Consider the following 19,902-nt stretch of genomic DNA (forward strand, 5'->3'; position numbering starts at 1 on the left):
TTCACTCCGAAACAGCGGGCCGGTAGACCGTTGTCATGTTCTCCCCCTCACAGCCTTCCCGCTTCCGGCGCAGGCGCTGGCAGCTGATATCGGCGGCCACCGCGGCACCGCTGCTGGCGGCGGGTCTCGCCGTCCTGCAGGCGCCCGCGGTCGCCGCGCCGAGCAAGCCCACCACCCCCGCCAAGCCGTCGGCGACCCACAAGGTCACGCTGGTCACCGGCGACGTCGTCACGGTCACCACGATGGCCGACGGCAAGCAGATCGCCGATGTGGACCGGCCGGACAACGCGGTCGGCGGCGTGCGCATGCAGCAGATCAAGGGCGACCTGTACGTCATCCCCGACGAGGCGGTGGCGCTGCTCGGCGCGAACAAGCTCGACCGGCGGCTGTTCAACGTCACCGACCTGATCGAGATGGGCTACGACGACGCGAAGTCGTCGGGCGTGCCGCTGATCGCCACGTACACCGCGGCGCAGGCCCGTACGGCCACCGAGCCGAAGGCCCCGCACGGCAGCAAGCTGACCCGCAAGCTCAAGGGCATCCGGGGCGCGGCGCTCACCGCCGACAAGAAGCAGGCCCGCACGTTCTGGAAGACCGTCGCACCACAGGGCAGTGTGACGGCGGGCCAGGGCAGCGCGGTGCTCGGTGAGGGTGTGGCCAAGCTGTGGCTCGACGGCCGCGTCGAGGTCAACCTGAAGGAGAGCGTGCCGCTGATCGGCGCGCCCGAGGCCTGGGCCGCCGGGTACACCGGCAAGGGCGTCAAGGTGGCGGTGCTGGACACCGGCATCGACGTCAACCACCCCGACCTCAAGGACCAGATCGACGGCACTGCCAGCTTCGTGCCCGGTGAGGCGGTCACCGACGTCAACGGGCACGGCACGCACGTGGCCGGCACCATCGTCGGCACCGGCGCGGCCTCCGGCGGCGAGCTGAAGGGCGTCGCCCCCGACGCCGACCTGATCGTCGGCAAGGTGCTCGGCGGCGAGGAGGGCTACGGCCTCGACTCGTGGATCATCGCCGGGATGGAGTGGGCAGCCCAGCAGGGCGCCGATGTCGTCAACATGAGCCTCGGCGACACCTACCCGACCGACGGCAGCGACCCGATGTCGCTCACGGTCGACGCGCTGTCCGCGCAGTACGGCACGCTGTTCGTCATCGCCGCCGGCAACGCGGGCCCGGAGAGCATCTCCACCCCCGGCGCGGCCGCCTCGGCGCTGACCGTCGCCGCGACCGACAAGCAGGACAACCTCGCCTACTTCTCCAGCACCGGCCCGCTGGCCTACTCCGGCGGCATGAAGCCGGACATCGCCGCGCCCGGTGTGGACATCACCGCGGCCCGCTCGCAGGAGATGACCGACGGCGGCGAGGGCCTCTACCGCACCATCAGCGGCACCTCGATGGCCACCCCGCACGTGGTCGGCGCGGCCGCGATCCTGGCCCAGCAGCACCCGGACTGGACCGGCGCGGCGCTCAAGGAACACCTGATGAGCAGCGCGAAGGGCCTGGCCGAGTGGTACTCGCCGTACGAGGTCGGCACCGGCCGGCTCGACGTGGCCGCCGCCGTGAAGACCTCGGTCCGGGGCACCGGCTCGCTGTTCTACGGCAACTACACCTGGCCGCACGACGCGAGCGACGTCGCGGTCACCAAGGACCTGGTCCTCACCAACACCGGCGCCACCGACGTCACGCTCAACCTGGCGCTGACCAACGCGGGCGGCCCGTTCACCCTGGGCGCGACCTCGGTGACGATCCCGGCGGGCGCGAAGGCGACCGTCCCGGTCACCGGTGACCCGCAGGCCGCCGCCGCAGGCCAGCGCCACGTCGGCTACGTGATCGGCACCGACGCGAGCACCGGCCAGCCGGTGACCCGCACCTCGGTCGCGCTGATCAAGGAGGACGAGCGCTACGACCTCACCGTCAAGCTGATCGGCCGCGACGGCAAGCCGGCCTCCGGCTACGTCGGCATCAACATGGCCGGCGACCAGTGGCCGTACTCGGTCTACGTCGAGGGCTCGGCCACCCTGCGCCTGCCCAAGGGCACCTACACCCTCGCGGCCTACCTGGACGTCGCGGGTGAGAAGGCGGACCGCACCGGTCTGGCCACGCTCGTCGACCCGGAGACGGTGCTCGGCGACGGCCCCGCCGAGGTGGTGCTGGACGCGAGCAAGGCCCGCCTGCTGCAGACCGACGCGCCGCAGCGCACCGAGGACCGGCAGCGCAAGGTGGACTTCAACGTCCACTTCACGGGTATGGACTCGTGGTTCGACGTGCGCAGCGCGTACCAGGTCCCGCCGATGTACGACGACCTCTACGTGTCGCCGACCGAGCCGATGACCAAGGGCGAGTTCGTCTTCACCTCGCGCTGGCGCAAGGGCGAGCCGATGTTCCGCCTGACGGCGTTGGGCGGGCTGTTCGACATCCCGGCCACCACGCAGGCCGGATCGGTGCTCGACACGGCCACGGACCGGCTGAAGGCCGTGTACGCGGGCAAGGGCTCCGCGGCCGACTTCAAGAAGGTCGACGCCAAGGGCAGGATCGCCGTGGTGGAGCGCAGCGACGAGGTCACCGCCGACGAGCGCGTCGCCAACGCGATCGCCGACGGGGCCAAGGCCGTCGTCATCGTCAGCGACCGCCCCGGCACCTCGATGGAGTACGCCGGCGAGTCCACCGTTCCGGTCGCCTCCGTGCACCGGGACGCGGGCCGGCTGCTGATCAAGATGGCGAAGCTGGGCTGGGTCACCTTCACCGCCAAGCGCGTCGAGTACACCCCGTTCGTCTACGACCTGGCCCGCGACTACCCCGGCCAGGTGCCGGACAAGCCGCTGGTCTACCAGCCGAGCCAGCGGGACCTCGCCAAGATCGACGCTCGCTGGTACAACGCCGCGACGCCGGGCGACGCCTCCGGCTACCGGTACGACCTGACGCTCAGCCCGTCGCTCGGCTTCCACGAGCGCGAGTGGCACCCGGGCACCCGCACCGAGTGGGTCACCCCCGGCCAGGTCTGGGTCGAGTCGCACGCGCAGCAGATCGCCACGGACACGCCGTGGGAGATGGTGTCCGGCGTCAACACCTTCGCCAAGGGCAGCACCACCCGCACCGACTGGTTCGCCCCGGCGGCCCGGCCCGGCTTCAGCGACTCGTTCGGCGTGTACAACTCCCGCGCGCAGAACTACATGACCTGGAACGTGCAGCCGTGGAGCTCGGCCAGCGACACCATGCGGCTGGGCGGCTACCTGCCGTGGGGCGCGACGCCGACCCACCTGCAGATGTTCCAGGGCGACACGCTGATCCACGACAACGCGTTCAGCGCGGACATGCAGTGGAAGGAGGTGCCGGCGGAGAACCTGCCGTACCGTGCCGTGCTCGACGCGGAGCGGTCCGCCGAGCAGTTCCGGCTGTCGACCCGTACGCACAGCGAGTGGACCTTCATGTCCGGCTTCGTCGACTCGGACTACTTCCAGCCGTTCTCGGTGCTGAACCTGGACTACCTGCTGGAGAGCGACCTGCACGGTGACGTGAAGGCCGGCGCCTGGCAGCAGATCCGCCTGCACCCGGTGTCGATGGACCTGGGCACCGTGCCCGGCAAGATCAAGACGGTGACCCTGGACGTCTCCTACGACGACGGCAAGACCTGGCAGAAGGTCAACGTCGTCAAGGGCGCCGACGGCTACTGGACGGGCTCGTTCAAGGCCACCGGCAAGTCCGGCGGCTTCCTGTCGATCCGCGGCAGCGCGGCGACCGACGCCGGTTTCAGCGTCAAGCACGAGATCATCCGGGCTTACGGCCTGCGATGAGTCCCAGTGTCGGGCCCCGGGGAGGCGACTCCCCGGGGCCCTTCCCGTCACCAGGGTCGCCAGCAGGGTCTATTCAAGATCTGCCGGTATGGCGCATACTCTCCCCGCCGCCGCTGACGGAAAGGGGCAGGTCGCCGATGCTGGGTGTGCTCGGGCTCGACCCTGAGGAGGAGTTCGTCTACCGGGCCCTGCTCGGCCGGCCCAGCGCCACCGCGATGCTGCTGGCCGACCTGCTGGAGCGACCCGAGACCGTGGTCGAGCAGGCATTGTCCCGCCTGGTGGAGAACGGGCTGGCGCTGCGCTCCGGCGGGGAGGCGTTCGTCGCCGCGCCGCCCGCCATGGCGCTCGGCGCGCTGATCACCGAGCGCCGCGACGGGCTGCGCATCGCCGAGCAGGCGCTGGTCACCCTCGCCGAGGAGCACCGGGCGGCGGTCGCCGGGCGCAGCATCAGCGAGCTGATCGAGGTGGTCTCCGGCGTCGACGCCATCCGGCACCGCTTCCAGCAGGTGCAGCAGGCGGCTCGTACGGAGATCCGCAACTTCGTCACCGCGCCGTACATCGCCGTGCCGCCGGGCTCCAACGCGCAGGAGGACGCCGCCGCGGCGCGCGGGGTGCGCTTCCGGGTCGTGCTGGAGCGCTCGGTGCTGGCCCAGCCCGGCATCATCGACGAGGTCGTCGACTCGCTGGAGCGCGGCGTGGAGCTGCGGGTGGCCGACCAGCTGCCGATGAAGCTCATCCTCGCCGACGGCGACCTGGCCCTGGTGCCGGTCACCGCCCAGCACGCGGCGCAGCCGGGCGGCGAGCCGGGGGCGGTGCTGCTGCACCGCAGCGGTCTGCTCGCCGCGCTGGAGGCGCTGTTCGAGACGGTGTGGCAGCGCGCGTACCCGCTGGAACTGTCGAGTCTGGGGCCGAACGGGATACCGTACGTCGAACTGGACACCGACGGGCCCACCGACCTGGACCGCCGGATCCTGTCGCTGCTGCTGTCGGGCCTGACCGACCAGGCGGTCGCGACGCAGCTCGACCTGTCGCTGCGCACCCTGCAGCGCCGGCTGCGCCACCTGATGGACCTGGCCGGCGTGGAGACCCGCATGCAGTTGGGTTGGCACGCCGCCCGACACGAATGGGCCTGAGTTGAAGCGACCGCTGCTGATCCTGTTCACCACCGCCCTGCTGGCGACGTCGGCGGCCGGCTGCGGCGACGACGACGGCGCGATGCCGCTGCGGCCGGGCGAGACGCTGACCCAGGACGCGGACCGGCTGGTCCGTCAGCTCATGGAGATCGACTTCAAGGCCCGCACCGCGCCGGACGGCGGCGCGGTGGCGTGCAGCGTGCGCTCGTTCGGCGCGGCGCCCGAGGGGGCGAGCAATGTCGGGCAGCTCACCACCATCTGGGCGAAGACCGTGTGCGGCGCGCCCGGCCCGGACGGGATGCTCGGCATGTCGATGGTGCCCGTCAAGATCACATTGGGCGGGCAGCCGGAGCTGTTCATGCCGCAGGACGGCGCGCAGTACGCGGCTGACCTGGAGAAACTGTTCCCCGATCTCGGGGTCGACCTGACCGGGGAATGGTCGGAGTTCCCGGAGATGCGGGCCGAGCTGGAGGCGCGCGCGGCCGGGCGGTGAGCGGGAGCACCCCGATCAGATGGTTGCCACCCGGGAATCCCCCTTGTCCGTATTGTGGCGGGGAGTATGGTGTCTGCGGTCACAGGAATGTGCCCGTACGTCGATGGGGTGCGCAACCCCTGGCGCACACTGAGCGTTACCTTGGACATCCGCGGACCGTGTCGCTCCCGCGACGCCCACCGTGCACCGACCGCTGCGTAACCTCAGACCGAGCCACCTCAGACCGGCCGCCACCACCCGGCGGCGCCAGCCACCCGGACCACTGCGGAGAGAGAACGTGCCGACAGCTTCCAGGAACCGTCTCGTCATCGTCGAGTCACCGGCGAAGGCGAAGACGATCTCGGGGTACCTCGGCCCGGGTTACGTCGTCGAGGCGAGCCTCGGGCACATCCGCGACCTGCCTGCCGGCGCGAAGCAGATGCCGGAGAAGTACAAGAAGGAGCCGTGGGCCTACCTCGGCGTCGACGTCGACAACGGCTTCGCCCCGGTATATATCGTCAACCCGGACCGCGCGAAGCACGTCACACGGCTCAAGGCCCTGATGAAGGACGCCGACGAAGTCCTGCTGGCCACAGATGAGGACCGCGAGGGCGAGGCCATCGCCTGGCACCTGGTCGAGACCCTGAAGCCCAAGGTACCGGTCAAGCGCATGGTGTTCCACGAGATCACCAAGCCGGCCATCCAGGCCGCCGTGGCCAACCCGCGCGACATCGACCGCGACCTGGTCGACGCGCAGGAGACCCGGCGCATCCTGGACCGGCTCTACGGCTACGACGTGTCCGCGGTGCTGTGGAAGAAGGTCCAGCGCGGCCTGTCCGCGGGCCGGGTGCAGTCGGTCGCGACCCGCATCGTGGTCGAGCGCGAGAAGCAGCGCATGGCGTTCCGCGCCGCCGACTACTGGGACATCACCGCCACCCTGGCCGTCGAGAAGGCGAGCGAGACCGGCCCGCGCACGTTCACCGCGACCCTGATCGCGCTGGACGGCGACCGCATCGCCACCGGCAAGGACTTCGAGCCGACCACCGGCCGGCTGCGTCCCGGCTCCGGCGTCGTGCAGCTCGACGGCGACGGCGCGCGCGGCCTGGCCGCCCGGCTCGACGACCGGCCGTTCACCGTGACCAAGGTCGAGGAGAAGCCGTACCGGCGCAAGCCGTACGCGCCGTTCATCACCTCGACGCTGCAGCAGGAGGCGGCCCGCAAGCTGCGCTTCTCCTCGGCGGCCACGATGCGCACCGCGCAGCGGCTGTACGAGAACGGCTACATCACCTATATGCGTACCGACTCGGTGAACCTCTCCGAGTCCGCGATCGCCGCCGCGCGCACCCAGATCGCCGAGCTGTACGGCTCCGGCGCGGTGCCGCCGCAGCCCCGCCGCTACTCCGGCAAGGTCAAGAACGCGCAGGAGGCGCACGAGGCGATCCGCCCCGCGGGCGACACCTTCCGCACCCCGGGCTCGGTCCGCAACGAGCTGTCGACCGAGGAGTACCGGCTCTACGAGCTGATCTGGCAGCGCACCATCGCCTCGCAGATGTCCGACGCGGTCGGCATGACGGTCAGCGTGCGCATCCGCGCCACGACCGCGCAGAACGAGGACGCCGACTTCGCGGCCAGCGGCCGGACCATCACCGACCCCGGCTTCCTGCGGGCGTACGTGGAGTCGTCCGACGACGAGTCCGCCGAGGCCGACGACGCCGAGCGCAAGCTGCCGGTGCTGGTCAAGGATCAGAAGCTGACCGAGGAGGGCCTGGAGGCCGTCGGCCACACCACCCAGCCGCCCGCCCGCTACACCGAGGCGTCGCTGGTCAAGGCCCTCGAAGAGCTGGGCATCGGCCGCCCGTCCACGTACTCGTCGATCATGCAGACGATCCAGGACCGCGGCTACGTCATCAAGCGCGGCCAGGCGCTGATCCCGACCTTCGTCGCGTTCGCCGTGATCGGGCTGCTGGAGCAGCACTACCCGCGGCTGGTCGACTACGGCTTCACCGCGGCGATGGAGGACCAGCTCGACCAGATCGCGGGCGGCGACGCCACCGCGCTGGAGTTCCTGACCTCTTTCTACTTCGGCTCGCCGAGCGCCGAGGTGGGCAGCGTCGCGCAGGCCGGCGGCCTGAAGAAGCTGGTCACCGAGCACCTGGGCGAGATCGACGCGCGCAGCATCAACTCGATCAAGCTGTTCACCGACGACCAGGGCCGCGACGTGGTGGTCCGGGTCGGCAAGTTCGGCCCGTACCTGCAGCGCGGCGCGCACGCCGGCAACGGCAAGGGCCCCGTCGCCGACGACGCGGACCCGGACGCCGAGACCGCGTCCGAGGGCGACCGCGTCTCGATCCCGGACGGCGTCGCGCCCGACGAGCTGACCCCGGAGAAGGTCGACGAGCTGTTCCTCGGCGGCGGCGGCGAGCGCAAGCTCGGCGAGCACCCGCAGACCGGCGAGCCGGTGGTGCTCAAGTCCGGCCGGTACGGCCCGTACGTGTCCAGCGGCGAGACCAACTCGTCCCTGCTCAAGACCCAGGCGCCGGACCAGTTGACGCTGGCCGACGCGCTCCGGCTGCTGTCGCTGCCCCGGCTGGTCGGCAAGGACGCCGAGGGCCAGGACATCTTCGCCAAGAACGGGCGGTACGGCCCGTACATCGAGCGCGAGGGCGACTCCCGGTCCCTGGAGAACGAGGAGCAGCTCTTCACGGTCACCCTGGAGCAGGCGCTGGCGCTGCTGGCCGCCCCGAAGCAGCGGGGCCGCCGCGCGGCGCAGCCCCCGCTGCGGGAGATGGGCGTCGACCCGCTCACCGACAAGCCGCTCGTCATCAAGGATGGCCGGTTCGGGCCGTACGTGACCGACGGCGAGTCCAACGCGTCGCTGCGGCGCGGGCAGACCCCGGAGAGCCTGACCATCGAGCAGGCGAGCGAGATGCTGTCGGAGAAGCGGGCGAAGGGTCCGGCTCCGAAAAAAACTCCGGCGAAGAAGGCGCCCGCGAAAAAGGCGACGGCGGCCAAGGCGACGAAGGCCACAAAGGCAGGAGCTGCGAAGAAGGCCACCACGGCCAAGGCGGCGACCGCGAAGAAGGCCGCCACGGGCGCTGCCAAGAGCGTGCCAAAGAAGGCTGCCGCGAAGAAGACAGCGGACTGACCGCTTACCGACCCTGCCCAGGGTCGTTGACCCTGGGTAGGGTGTCGATGCGAGCGTGGCGACCGGTTCGGTTCCCGGAACGTACGCCGCGGTGAGGAGCGGATCAGTGTCCACACCAGCTGTCAGTGCCGGGCCGTTGCGCCGGGTGCCGGTACAGGGGCGCAGTGTCGCGCGGGTGCAGCGCATGCTCGACGCGTGCGCTGAGTTGATCGACGAAGTCGGGTACGACGGGCTGAGCACGACGCTGCTCGCCGAGCGGGCCGGCGTCGCGATCGGGTCGGTCTACCAGTTCTTCCCGGACAAGCGGGCCATCGTGCAGGCGCTGACCCTGCGCAACGTCGAGGCGTACCTGGAGCGGCTGGCCGAGCGGATCCCCGCCGGCGAGCTGGCGCACTGGTGGGACGGCGTCGACGGGGCCATCGAGGAGTACATCGAGCTGCACCGCAGCGTGCCCGGCTTCCGGACGCTGCACTTCGGCGACGTGGTGGACGTGCACCTGATCGACCCGGAGCGCGACAACAACGCGGTCATCGCCGATCACCTCGCGGACCTGCTCATCCGCTTCCACAACGCGCCGGACTCGCGGGAGCTGCGCTTCGCGCTGACCGTCTCGGTCGAGGCCGCCGACGCGCTGATCAAGCTCGCGTTCCGCCGTCACCCGGACGGCGACGCCGCGGTGCTGGCAGAATCGAAGCGGCTCGTACGCGGCTACTTGCAGACCTTCGCTCTGACCTGAGCGGGCGTCAGGCCGTACCACTCCCTCGTTTTTGTGGCAAGTCTTCAGGGTCGAACCAGGGTCGGCCCTCGCCGGGGCAGGACTAGAGTGAAGCCGCAGGACGCCCGGGCGCTATTGCCATGGCCAAGGCACAGCGAGCACGCTGAGGCCAGGACGGGCAGTGACGCGGGGAGGGTACGGCCATCAGCACGCCATCGCAGGGAGCGGACGCCGCGCCGTTCCTGGCCGCCCAGGCGGATCTGACCGGCGGCGCCGAGCTGCGCGCGATCCTGCGTATCCGGCCGTTCCGCCGGCTCTGGCTGGTGCTCAGCGTGGCCTCGCTCGGTGACTGGCTGGGCCTGCTGGCCACGGCGACGTTCGCGTCCGCTCAGGTGTCCGGCAACGCCGCGAAGGGCCTGGCCTTCGGCTCGGTCATCGCGGTGCGCCTGCTGCCCGCGCTGGTGCTCGGCCCGCTGGCCGGCGTGATGGCCGACCGGTGGGACCGGCGGTACACGATGGTCATCTGTGACCTGCTGCGATTCGTGTTGTTCGCCACGATCCCGACCGTCGCGCTGTACTCTGCCGACGCCAAGATCACGGTCGGCTGGGCGGCCGCCGCGACGTTCCTCATCGAGGCGATCACGCTGATCTGGATCCCGGCGAAGGACGCCGCGGTCCCGAACCTGATCCCGCGGGCCCGGCTGGAGGCCGCGAACCAGCTCACCCTGATCACGACGTACGGCATCACGCCGGTGCTCGCCGCCGCGGTGCTGGCCGGGCTGAACCAGTTCTACCAGTGGCTGGAGCGCTCCGGCGTGACCGTCGCGGCCTGGGCCGCCCCGTCCAGCCTCGCCCTGTACTTCCTCGCCTTCTCCCGCCTGGCCAGCGCCCTGGTCGTGCTCTACGGCATCCGGGAGATCTCCGGCCACAACGGCGGTGTGCGCCAGGAGACCAGCATGGTGCGCCAGTTCATGGACGGGTGGCGCTTCATCGGCCAGACGCCCATGGTGCGCGGCCTGGTGCTGGGCATCCTGGGCGCGTTCGCGGCCGGCGGCGTGGTCATCGGCACCGGCCAGTTCTTCGCGCTGTCCCTCGGCGGCGGCGACGCCACGTTCGCCATCCTGTTCGCGGCGATCTTCATCGGCCTCGGGCTGGGTATCGCCCTGGGCCCGCGCCTGATCGGCGGCCTGTCCCGGCGGCGCTGGTTCTGCCTGAGCATCATGCTGGCCGGCGCGTCCGTGGCGCTGCTGTCGCTCGCCCCGCACCTGTCGCTGGCCGTCGTCGGCGCGCTGCTGGTCGGCTCCGGCGCGGGCATGGCCTTCCTGTCCGGCACCACGCTGCTCGGCGGCGAGGTCGACGACGAGGTGCGCGGCCGCGTCTTCGCGGTGGTGCAGACCGGCACCCGGGTGGTGCTGATGCTGGCCATCTCGCTGTCCGGCGTGCTCGTCGGCCTGGGCGGCTCGCACGACGTCGGCGGCACCGGCGTCCCGATCTCCTCGACCCGGGTGCTGCTGGCCGTCGCCGGAGTGCTGGGCGTCCTGGCCGGGTTCTGGGCGCTGCGCCAGATGGACGACAAGCCCGGCGTGCCGCTGCTGGCCGACCTGATCGGCTCGGTGCGCGGCCGCCCGCTGGGCCTGGCCGAGCCGGCGCCGCAGACCGGCGTGTTCATCGTCTTCGAGGGCGGCGAGGGCGCGGGCAAGTCCACCCAGATCGCGCAGCTCGCCCAGCGCCTGCTGGCCGACGGCCGCTCCGTCGTGGTGACCCGCGAGCCCGGGGCGACCGAGGTCGGCGCGCGCATCCGCCAGATGGTGCTCGACACCCACACCACCGGCTCCGGGCCGGTCGGCGCGAGCGCGCTGGCCCCGCGGGCCGAGGCGCTGCTCTACGCCGCCGACCGGGCCCACCACGTGTCGACCGTGGTGCGTCCCGCGCTGCGCCGGGGCGAGATCGTCATCTCCGACCGGTACGTGGACAGCTCCCTGGCCTACCAGGGGGCCGGGCGCACCCTGCCGGTCGACGAGATCTCCTGGCTGTCCACGTGGGCCACCGGCGGGCTCAAGCCCGACCTGGTGGTGCTGCTCGACATCGACCCGCAGACCGGCCTGGCCCGGGTCGGCCGGCGCGGCGAGGCCGACCGGCTGGAGCAGGAGTCGATCGAGTTCCACGAGCGGGTCCGGCACGGCTTCCTGGACCTGGCCGCCGACGATCCGGCCCGCTACCTGGTGCTCGACGGCGCCCGGGAGGAGCAGGAGCTGGCCGCGGAGGTCGCGATCCGGGTCGCGAAGCTGCTGCCGCCGCTGCCCGCCTCCGCCGACGGTGGCGGCGCCGCCGGCCGGGTTCCCGCGCCGGGTGAGCCGCCCGCCGCCGACGGCACGCCGGCCGAGTTACGGGCCACGCGGGCGTGAGCCGGGGCAGCGCGTGGACCGTGTCAGCGGGTCCCCGTACTGTCGGTGGGTGCGGCGAGCAGGTCACTGGACCCGACCGGTCTGCCGCGGCAGAGTGCGACGAGATGCCGGCCGACCATGGGGTCGTGTCGAGGTGAACGGGCGGGTGGCAGCGTGACGGACGTCTTCGACCAGCTCGTCGGTCAGCCCGAGGCCGCCGCGACACTGCGGGCCGCCGCCGCGGCGGGTGACGCGGTGCTGCGCGGCGAGGCCGTCGGCGCGGGTGCGATGACCCATGCCTGGCTGTTCACCGGCCCGCCGGGGTCCGGCCGCTCGGTCGCCGCCCGCTCGTTCGCGGCCGCGCTGCAGTGCACCGACCAGGCTGCGGGGCCCGGCTGCGGCCACTGCGCCGGCTGCCACACCACGCTCAGCGGCACCCACCCGGACGTGCGTTTCGTGGTGCCCGACGGGCTGAGCATCCCGGTCGCGCTGATGCGCGAGCTGGTGCTGCGCTCGGCCACCACCCCGGCCAACGGCCGCTGGCAGGTGCTGCTCATCGAGGACGCCGACCGGCTCACCGAGGCCGCCGGCAACGCGCTGCTCAAGGCGGTCGAGGAGCCGCCGGATCGGACGATCTTTCTGCTCTGCGCGCCCTCGGACCACCCCGACGACATCTCTGTCACCATCCGGTCGCGCTGCCGGGTGGTGCCGCTGCGCCAGCCGGCCGCCGAAGCGGTGAGCACGCTGCTGGTGGAGCGCGACGGCGTCGACCCGCGCACCGCCGCCTGGGTCGCCGCGGCCGCGCAGGGCCACGTCGGGCGGGCACGCCGGCTCGCCGGAGACGCCCAGGCACGCGACCGCCGGGCCGCGGTGCTGGCCGTGCCGCGCCAGCTCACCGGCGTGGGCGCCTGCTTCGACGCCGCGAGTGCGCTGATCGAGGCCGCCGAGGCGGAGGCCGCCGCCGCGGTCGCCGAGACCGACGCCGCCGAGCGGGCGGCACTGGAGACGGCGCTCGGCGCGGGCGGCACCGGCAAGGGCGCCGCAGGTGCGGCCCGGGGCATCGCCGGGCAGCTCAAGGACCTGGAGAAGCGGCAGAAGTCGCGGGCCACCCGGGCCCAGCGCGACGCCCTCGACCGCGCCCTGCTGGACCTGGCGGGCTTCTACCGGGACGTGCTCAACGCCCGCTGGGGCGGCCCGGTCTCACCCGTGCACGCGGACACCGCGGCGCTCGCCGAGGCCGCCGCCCAGCGCTGGACCGCCGAGAGCGCCCTCCGCCGCCTCGAATCGGTGCTCGCCTGCCGCACCGCCATCGACGCCAACGTCAAACCCCGCATCGCCGTCGAAGCCATGATGCTCGAACTCTGGCGCGGCTGACCGACTTATCCACAGGGGTTGTCCACAGGGGTGTCCTGGGTGGGGGATCTACCGGTACCGTTCTGGCGGTATCGATGCCGTCCATTGAGGAGCCGCCGCATGCCGCGGGAGATCGACGACGCCTGGGTCGAGGAGGCGATCGCGTCCTACCGGCGGATCGAGGAGCGGCAGGCCAGCCTCGCCCGCGCCCTGGCCGAGCTGGAGGTGACCGTGCACGACCCCGACAACCTGGTCGAAGTCGTGGTGGGCGGCGACGGCGCGGTGCGCAAGGTGGTGGTCACCGGCTCGCTCGACGGGCTGACCGGCCCGCAGCTGTCGCGGGCCATCCAGCAGGCGATCACGGCGGCGCACGACGCGGCGGCGTGGGCGCGGCGCAAGGTGTACGAGGAGACGTTCGGCGACTTCACGGCGCTCGGAGGTGCCCGGTGACGGACGAACTGGCAGATCGGCTCGACGGGCTCGCCGCCGACGTGGCGGGGCTCGCCCCGGCGCTGGATCGCACGGCGCCCGCCCCGGTGGCGGTCGACGTGCCGGGCCGCCTGTCGCGCCTGGCCGGCCGGGTCGACCACTGGCAGCGTACGGCCTGGTCCGGGCACCAGGACGCCGCCCGCCGCCTCGACCGGGAGCTCACCGAGCTGGCGCACGGCGTGCGCGCCGCCGGAAGCGCCTACCGGTTGACCGAACAGGACCGGGGCGGGCTGGTGTGATGGACGCGCTGCGGCAGCTGCAATCGAACACCGCCGGCCTGCTGGCGCAGGTCGACGAGAGCCTCGCCCGCTGGGGCGCGCCCGAGCAGCACCCGGTGTGGCCGCTGCTGCGGCGTACGGGCGCGCTGCCCGGTGACGCCGTGGCCGGGCTGGCGGGTTGGTCGCCGGAGCCGTGGCGGCAGCAGGCGGCGGCGCTGCGCGCGCATGCCGCGGTGGTGGCGGCCGTCGGCGTGGACCTGGGCAGGCTCCCGTCCTGGGACGGCCGGGCCGGGGACGCGTTCGCGGCCGCCCGGCGGCGGATCGGCGTGGACACCGCACACCGGGTCGACCGGATGCGGGCCGACGCGGCGCACCACGAGGAACTGGCCGACGTCCTGACGGCCGGACGGGCGTCCGCCGCCCGCGCGCTCGCCCGGGTCGCCGGCAGCGCGGAAGCAGTGTCCCTGGTCACCGGCATCACCATCGGAACCGGCCGAGGCTCCGCGACCGCGCCGGGCATGGGGGCCGGGCCGGGCTTCGGCCTCGGGGCGAGCGGGGACTTCGGGCTCGGGCCGGAGCCCGCCGCGCGGGCCCAGGCGGCCGCGACGATCGCGGCGGAGCTGCTGGCCGTGGTCGACACGCTGCTGGCGGAGCTGGAAGCGTTGGTGACCCGCGGCCCCGTGGTCGTGGAGACGACGGTGGTGGCGGCGGACGTCCCGTCCACCGCCACCACGTTGCGCGTCGAGCTGTAGATACGGCGTCAGCCCAGCAGGTCCTCCGGCCCGCCCGAGGTGCGGCGGCGGGTCAGCAGGAGCAGGAACCGGCCCGCCACGAACAGCAGGGTGCCGGTGCCCGCGATCAGGGCGATGCTCGTGCCCGTACGCGGCAGGCTGCAGCCGGGACCGCCGCAGCCGTCGTCGTCGTCATCGGTGCCGGAAGCCGGCGAGGGAGTGGCGCCGCCACCGCCGTTGCCGGGCCCGTTGGTGCTCGGCGAGGTCGACGGCCGTGCCGAAGGCCCGGTGGTCGGCGCGGTCCGGGCCGGGGCGGTCGCCGACGCCTTCAGCAGGCCGACACCCAGGTCGAGCACGGTGGCCGGCTTGCTGTTCGGGCGGCTCAGCGCCAGCACCTGGATGCGGATGCTCGCGGCCTGCGCGGTCGCGCCGCGGTCGGTGACCCGCTTCTCCAGCTCGCCGATGGAGATCTTCACGACGGCGAGTTCGCACAGCCCGGCGAGGTTGCCGCCGCTGCCGCTCAGCAGGCCGCCCAGGTCGGGCAGGCCGCCCAGCTCCGGCAGCGCGGGCAGGCCGGTGCCGCCGCCGCCCGAGCCGCCGAGGCCCTTGACGGTCTGCGTCAGGCTGCCCAGCGGGAGCCCGTCGAGCAGGCCGCCGAGCGGGTTCGCGTCGAGCAGCGGCAGGCCCTCGGCCTGGGCGCGTCGCTGCACGCCGCCGAGGTCGAGCGAGCCGAGCAGGCCACCGGCGGACGGGGCCGGGACCGCGAACTCGATCTCACGGTGTACGCCGGAAAGGGTCTTGGTGCCGATGCCGGGACCCGTGATCTTCAGGACCGGCGCGTCGTAGTCGACCACCGAGGTGGCCGCGCGGCCGGTGGCCAGCACGGTGAGCTTCGGCGGCTCCAGCACCTCGACGTCGATCGCGCCGCCGAGCAGCTCCAGGTCGGCCAGGCCGATCTCGGCCTGCGCGCCCGACGCGATGGTGCGCTCGTCCATCTTCACGGTCGCGGTCCGCGCCTCACCGGAGGCGTTGTGCGTGGCCTTCACCAGGGCGCCCCGCGAACCGGGCAGGATCGCGGCGTCGACCAGGGCGGCGTCCGCCTCGCCCGCGGGGCCGTCGGTCTTGCCGCAGGCCATGCCCTCGGCCCAGCGCGCGTGCGCGGTGAGGTCACCGGTGCCGGCCTTGACCAGCCCGAGGTCCACCGACAGCGCCCGGTTCTTCACCCCGGTCGCGTTCGTGGGCGGGGCCTGCTGGTACACCCGCCCGTCCAGCGGCCCGGTGGGCACCTGGAGGCCGAGCAGCTTCGCGTCGGCGTAGCGGGCCGCGGCGGAGCTGGTGACCCGGCTCGTGGCGGACATGCCGGCGTTGGCGGAGGCGATCGTCAGATCGGCCACCGTGGGCAGCTTCAACCCGAGCGGGCCCAGGTTCAGCACGCCCACCTTCAACAGGTCGGCACCGGCGCGCGCGGCGTATCCGGCGGGCCGGTCGCACACCCCGGCCGTGGCGGGCGCGGACAGGATCGTCAGTGAGCTGAGCGAGACAAGGGCGACCGTGCTGGCTGCGGCGAGATGGCGGCGCATGCTTCCTCCGGGGCGGACGGGTGCGCGGGGGTGCGCACCTACGTCGTGGCCCAACGAAGGCTTCTGGGCAGGGTTACGGGGGAATCCGAAGACCTATCCACATGAGCTAACGACGAATCAACCGAAAAGGTACGCAAGTAGATCTGTTTCTCCAGACGTCTTCCGCCGATCCCGGAGCGTCGCGGATCTCCGCAGATGCCCGGAACCGGGCTATCGTGTCCCGATGGGCATGCTCTGCGCGGTCACCTTCAACCGGTACGGGAAGCTGTACTACCTCGATCCCGGTGAGTTCCGGCCGCGGGTCGGCGACAAGGTGCTGGTCGCCACCGACGACGGCCCCGAGGTCGCCGACTGCGTGTGGGCGGCCGAGTGGAGCGACGAGGACACCACGGGCTTCCCGAAGGTTATCGGCATCGCCAGCCCCGACGACGTGACCCGCGACGAGCTGATCCGCCAGCGCAAGGCCGAGGCCCGCGTCGCCGCGAACCGGCTCATCCGCGAGCACCAGCTGCCCATGAAGGTCATCGCCGTGGACCACGTGCCCGGCGGCCCGGCCGACGGCGACGAACCCGGCCCGAGCCCGCGCACCACCGTCTACTTCACCGCCCCGCACCGGGTCGACTTCCGCTCGCTGGTCCGCGACCTCGGCGCGACCCTGCGCTGCCGGGTGGAGCTGCGCCAGCTGTCGGCCCGCGACTCGGCGAAGGTCCAGGGCGGCATCGGCTCGTGCGGCCGCGACCTGTGCTGCTCGACGTTCCTGACCGAGTTCGAGCCGGTCAGCATCCGCATGGCCAAGGAGCAGGACCTCCCGCTCAACCCGATGCGCATCTCGGGGGCGTGCGGGCGGCTCATGTGCTGCCTCAAGTACGAACACCCCATGTACCAGGACTTCCACGGCAACGCCCCGGCCATCGGCGAGCAGGTGAGCACGCCCGAAGGCGAGGGCCGCGTGGTCGGGCACTCGGTGCCGCGCGACGCGGTCGTCATCCGCCTGGCAGCGGACGGCTCCCGCACCGTCTGCCCGAAGGCGTCGGTGTGCGGGAGCCGCAAAGCTTACGAGGACCGCTACGCCGTGTGACTCGGATCCTCGGGGATCGCACGAGAGACGGGCTCCAGTCTGTCTCGTGAAAGCTGATCAGCTTCAAGCCGAGATGCTGGGGGCATGATGACCGGTGGCGAGACCTTCCGCGAGGCGTGGATCGCCGGGGTGCGCAAGCACTTCCCCGGTGAGCCCAAGCCGTCCTACGTCGCGCCGTGGGACGACACCCCCGACTGGGAACGTGCCAGTGCCGCCGCCGTCTACGAGCAGGTGGCGCTCCTGATCCGGCAGGGCGGCACCGACAAGCTCTCGCGTGAGCAGAAAGGCCGCTTCGTGGCCCTGTGCTGGATCGCCCAGATCTACCGGCACATCCCCGACCCCAAGCCCGCGTACGTCGCCGACTGGGAGCAGCTGCCCGAGTGGCAGCAGGAGACGGACGCCGACATCTTCGACCACATCGCCGTCACATCGGGGTGATGACGCGGCCCTGAACAGAGCGGCTCCCGCACCGTCTGCCCGAAGGCGTCGGATGCGGGAGCCGCGATCTGTCCGAGAATGACTACGCCGTGTGACTCGGGTCCTCGGCGTCGGAGGGCAGCACGGCCGGCGGGGCGGCGTGCTGCTTGGCCGGGCCGAGCGTGATGACCTCGTCCACCAGTCGCGGCTTGAGCGCCGTGGCCGGGCGGAACCAGGAGCCCGCCGCCTGCGGGACCCACTTCTTCGAGATCTTGTCGATGCCGACCACGTAGATGCTCAGCGTGCCGTCGGGGGCGAAGCGCATGCGCAGGAAGCTCTTGAAGTCCTCGATGCCCTGGCCGGCGTACAGCTCATTGACGTTGACCTTGAACGAGGCCGCGATCAGCAGGTAAAGCGAGACCAGTAGCGCCGCCGCGACCCCCGCCGGGGTCAGGTAGATCAGCACCGCCAGGGCCGCCTGCACCGCCGGCTTGTAGCCGTCGAACGGCAGCAGCCGCCACAGGGACAGACCCAGCACGCCCAGCGCGATGTGCGCACAGCCGTGCAAGGCGCCCAGCACCACCGGGGTTATCTTCGCCGCCGCCTCGGTGAGGCCGACCGAGAAGAACACGCACGAGAACATCACCAGCGCCGTCATCATGAAGATCGGCACGGTGAGGATGCGGCCCGCCGCGTTGTTCAACGCCAGCATCAGCATCGTGTGCATGATGCCGAGCATCGTGGCGAAGCCCGGGTTGCGCCACGGCAGCCGGGCGAACACCCCGCTGCCCAGCCAGCGTGAGCGCAGCTTCGTCGGGTACGTCTTCTGCAGCTTGTACGGCAGTCCGGTGCTCTGCCGGCGTACCTGCGAGTGCTTGGGCGGCACGGTGATCGCTTCGGGCAGGTGGTTGGTGGCCGCCATGTAGGCCCCGCCGCCACCGCAGGTGATGAGCTGCTGGCCGCTGTCGCTCTGCGCGTAGCGCGCGTAGTGGTGCAGGTCGCCGCTGACCATCAGCGCGACGCTCGCGCCGGTCGGGTCGATCACGGTGCGCAGGAAGTAGTCGATGGTGTCGTAGTAGAGCGGGTGCTCCTCGGACTGCACCCAGGCCGGCTGCGGGGTGACCAGGATGATCCGGTCACCTTCCTCGATGTTGGCGGCCACGCCCCGGAAGTACTCCAGCTGCGGGTCGTCCATGTAGGCCGCGCCCTGGGCGTCCAGCGCCAGCAGCCACCAGCGGTGCGGCAGCTGCAGCGCGAAGTACGAGCGGGTCTGCTTGGTGCGCCAGCCGCCGATGCGGGAACCCTCGCGCCGCGCGAACAGGCGCAGGAACGCGGTCAGGCCGTCGTACCAGTCGTGGTTGCCCGGCAGGGCGAACAGCGTCGGCCCGTTCTCGGCCGGGACCTGCGGCAGCGCGGCGCGGAACGGCCCTTCGAACCGGTCCTCGTACGCCTTGCCGCTGGCCGTCGGGTACACGGAGTCGCCCCCGAGCACCAGCACCCGGCCGCGGGGCAGTCGCTCACCGCTCGCCTCGATCTCTTCCTGAGCCATGAGGTAGGCGACCGAGTAGGTGGCGTTGAACCCGTCGCCGAGGTCGGCGACGTAATCCATCCACAACTCGTCGTCGTTCATGTGCTCGTCGTGGACCTTGGTGGGGAAGGCGTTCTGCAGCTCGCGTTTGTCCAGATAGGCGCCGAACTGTGCGGCGAACGCGACGCGTACGCCCGTGGCGGCGAGCTGCAGGGGGCTCAGCCAGGCCACCGGAGGTTGCGGGGTGAACCCGAGCTCGGCCGGTTCGAGTTTGCTCGGACGGTGCGTCCGGCCCGACACCGGCGTCGGGTCTGAGGGACTGCGCGGAGGGATCACGGTCACAGCAGCGCAGCCTAGTCCGCAGTGGAACGGGTCGCAGCGGCCCGATCGGGCAATCCGCACCGGCTGCCGCCAACCGGACACCCGCCGTCGCCTTCGAGTGGGCGACCAGCAATAGTTAGGTTAACCTAACTCCATGATGATCGTTGAGGGGAACGCCCCCACCACGCGCGCCGCCCGCTACCTCAAGCAGGTGCTGTCCCACTTCAGCCACAAGATCGACGTGGAGCTGGGCGAGGAGCACGGCAGTGCCCGCTTCGAGGCCGGCCGAGCCGAGCTGACCGCCACCGCCGAGGCCCTCGTGGTCCGGATCGAGGCCGAGGACGCCGAGCGGGCCGCCACCGTGCAGCGGGTGATCGTGAGCCACGCCGAGCGCTTCGGAGAGAAGGACGGGCTCAAGTTCGGGCAGTTCACGCCCGTCGGCGCGTGAAGATGTGACCCGCCGCCTACCCGTTGGCCGTGGGCGCATCTGATCGCGTATAGTGATGCGACGTTGCCGCCTTAGCTCAGTCGGTAGAGCGTGTTA

Annotated in this window: 15 protein-coding genes; 13 read left to right on the forward strand and 2 right to left on the reverse strand. The window is 72.0% G+C overall.

Going from position 1 to position 19,902, the window contains the following annotated elements; translation table 11 throughout:
- The first annotated feature begins 35 nt into the window (after positions 1-35).
- The 10 genes from Cco03nite_RS33360 to Cco03nite_RS33405 all read left to right on the forward strand — a co-directional run bounded on the left by Cco03nite_RS33360 (position 36) and on the right by Cco03nite_RS33405 (position 14,455).
- Positions 36-3,794, forward strand: coding sequence for a S8 family serine peptidase (locus Cco03nite_RS33360; protein WP_203697680.1), 3,759 nt, complete (start codon positions 36-38; stop codon positions 3,792-3,794).
- A 137-nt stretch (positions 3,795-3,931) separates the two neighbouring features.
- Complete coding sequence (locus Cco03nite_RS33365) at positions 3,932-4,927, forward strand: helix-turn-helix domain-containing protein (RefSeq protein WP_203697682.1); 996 nt, start codon at positions 3,932-3,934, stop codon at positions 4,925-4,927.
- Between the two features lies 1 nt (position 4,928).
- A complete protein-coding gene (locus Cco03nite_RS33370; RefSeq protein WP_203697684.1) occupies positions 4,929-5,420 on the forward strand; it encodes a hypothetical protein in 492 nt (163 codons plus the stop codon).
- A 277-nt stretch (positions 5,421-5,697) separates the two neighbouring features.
- Positions 5,698-8,544 carry a type I DNA topoisomerase gene (topA, locus tag Cco03nite_RS33375; protein ID WP_203697685.1) on the forward strand — a complete coding sequence of 949 codons (2,847 nt, stop codon included), beginning with the start codon at positions 5,698-5,700 and terminating at the stop codon, positions 8,542-8,544.
- A 106-nt stretch (positions 8,545-8,650) separates the two neighbouring features.
- On the forward strand, positions 8,651-9,280 hold the full coding sequence (locus Cco03nite_RS33380; RefSeq protein ID WP_203697687.1) for a TetR/AcrR family transcriptional regulator: 630 nt from the start codon (positions 8,651-8,653) through the stop codon (positions 9,278-9,280).
- 302 nt (positions 9,281-9,582) lie between these two features.
- Positions 9,583-11,664 carry a dTMP kinase gene (gene tmk / locus Cco03nite_RS33385; RefSeq protein ID WP_239167869.1) on the forward strand — a complete coding sequence of 694 codons (2,082 nt, stop codon included), beginning with the start codon at positions 9,583-9,585 and terminating at the stop codon, positions 11,662-11,664.
- Between the two features lie 153 nt (positions 11,665-11,817).
- Complete coding sequence (locus Cco03nite_RS33390; protein WP_203697689.1) at positions 11,818-13,017, forward strand: DNA polymerase III subunit delta'; 1,200 nt, start codon at positions 11,818-11,820, stop codon at positions 13,015-13,017.
- Between the two features lie 99 nt (positions 13,018-13,116).
- Entirely contained in the window at positions 13,117-13,446 is a 330-nt protein-coding gene (locus Cco03nite_RS33395; RefSeq protein ID WP_203697697.1) for a YbaB/EbfC family nucleoid-associated protein, read from the forward strand.
- Positions 13,443-13,724: a hypothetical protein gene (locus Cco03nite_RS33400; RefSeq protein ID WP_203697699.1), complete on the forward strand. Its 282-nt coding sequence runs from the start codon at positions 13,443-13,445 to the stop codon at positions 13,722-13,724. The genes Cco03nite_RS33395 and Cco03nite_RS33400 overlap by 4 nt, the downstream gene beginning before the upstream one ends.
- Positions 13,724-14,455 carry a hypothetical protein gene (locus Cco03nite_RS33405; protein ID WP_203697701.1) on the forward strand — a complete coding sequence of 244 codons (732 nt, stop codon included), beginning with the start codon at positions 13,724-13,726 and terminating at the stop codon, positions 14,453-14,455. Before Cco03nite_RS33400 ends, Cco03nite_RS33405 begins: the two co-directional genes overlap by 1 nt.
- An 8-nt stretch (positions 14,456-14,463) precedes the next feature.
- Here Cco03nite_RS33405 and Cco03nite_RS33410 read toward each other — a convergent pair whose 3' ends face one another.
- The gene (locus tag Cco03nite_RS33410; protein WP_203697703.1) at positions 14,464-16,014 is read right to left on the reverse strand and encodes a hypothetical protein; all 1,551 of its coding nucleotides are present in this window, start codon (positions 16,012-16,014) and stop codon (positions 14,464-14,466) included.
- A 223-nt stretch (positions 16,015-16,237) separates the two neighbouring features.
- Here Cco03nite_RS33410 and Cco03nite_RS33415 point away from each other — a divergent pair, with 223 nt between their 5' ends.
- Complete coding sequence (locus Cco03nite_RS33415) at positions 16,238-17,092, forward strand: PSP1 domain-containing protein (protein ID WP_203697705.1); 855 nt, start codon at positions 16,238-16,240, stop codon at positions 17,090-17,092.
- An 84-nt stretch (positions 17,093-17,176) separates the two neighbouring features.
- Entirely contained in the window at positions 17,177-17,530 is a 354-nt protein-coding gene (locus Cco03nite_RS33420; RefSeq protein ID WP_203697707.1) for a hypothetical protein, read from the forward strand.
- Positions 17,531-17,612: 82 nt separating this feature from the next.
- Here the strand turns inward: Cco03nite_RS33420 and Cco03nite_RS33425 are convergent, their stop codons facing one another.
- Entirely contained in the window at positions 17,613-19,379 is a 1,767-nt protein-coding gene (locus Cco03nite_RS33425; protein ID WP_203697708.1) for a metallophosphoesterase, read from the reverse strand.
- Between the two features lie 133 nt (positions 19,380-19,512).
- On the opposite strand from Cco03nite_RS33425, the gene Cco03nite_RS33430 reads away from it, so the two are divergent.
- Positions 19,513-19,806: a DUF2218 domain-containing protein gene (locus Cco03nite_RS33430; protein ID WP_203697710.1), complete on the forward strand. Its 294-nt coding sequence runs from the start codon at positions 19,513-19,515 to the stop codon at positions 19,804-19,806.
- The last annotated feature ends 96 nt before the right edge of the window (positions 19,807-19,902 follow it).

It is taken from the genome of Catellatospora coxensis (assembly GCF_016862635.1).
Classification (GTDB): domain Bacteria; phylum Actinomycetota; class Actinomycetes; order Mycobacteriales; family Micromonosporaceae; genus Catellatospora; species Catellatospora coxensis.

Coding starts and splice junctions, on each gene's coding strand:
- Cco03nite_RS33360 (WP_203697680.1), top strand. CDS start 36: ATGTTCTCCCCCTCACAGCCTTCCCGCTTCCGGCGCAGGCGCTGGCAG.
- Cco03nite_RS33365 (WP_203697682.1), top strand. CDS start 3,932: ATGCTGGGTGTGCTCGGGCTCGACCCTGAGGAGGAGTTCGTCTACCGG.
- Cco03nite_RS33395 (WP_203697697.1), top strand. CDS start 13,117: ATGCCGCGGGAGATCGACGACGCCTGGGTCGAGGAGGCGATCGCGTCC.
- Cco03nite_RS33405 (WP_203697701.1), top strand. CDS start 13,724: ATGGACGCGCTGCGGCAGCTGCAATCGAACACCGCCGGCCTGCTGGCG.
- Cco03nite_RS33410 (WP_203697703.1), bottom strand. CDS start 16,014: ATGCGCCGCCATCTCGCCGCAGCCAGCACGGTCGCCCTTGTCTCGCTC.
- Cco03nite_RS33415 (WP_203697705.1), top strand. CDS start 16,238: ATGGGCATGCTCTGCGCGGTCACCTTCAACCGGTACGGGAAGCTGTAC.
- Cco03nite_RS33420 (WP_203697707.1), top strand. CDS start 17,177: ATGATGACCGGTGGCGAGACCTTCCGCGAGGCGTGGATCGCCGGGGTG.
- Cco03nite_RS33430 (WP_203697710.1), top strand. CDS start 19,513: ATGATGATCGTTGAGGGGAACGCCCCCACCACGCGCGCCGCCCGCTAC.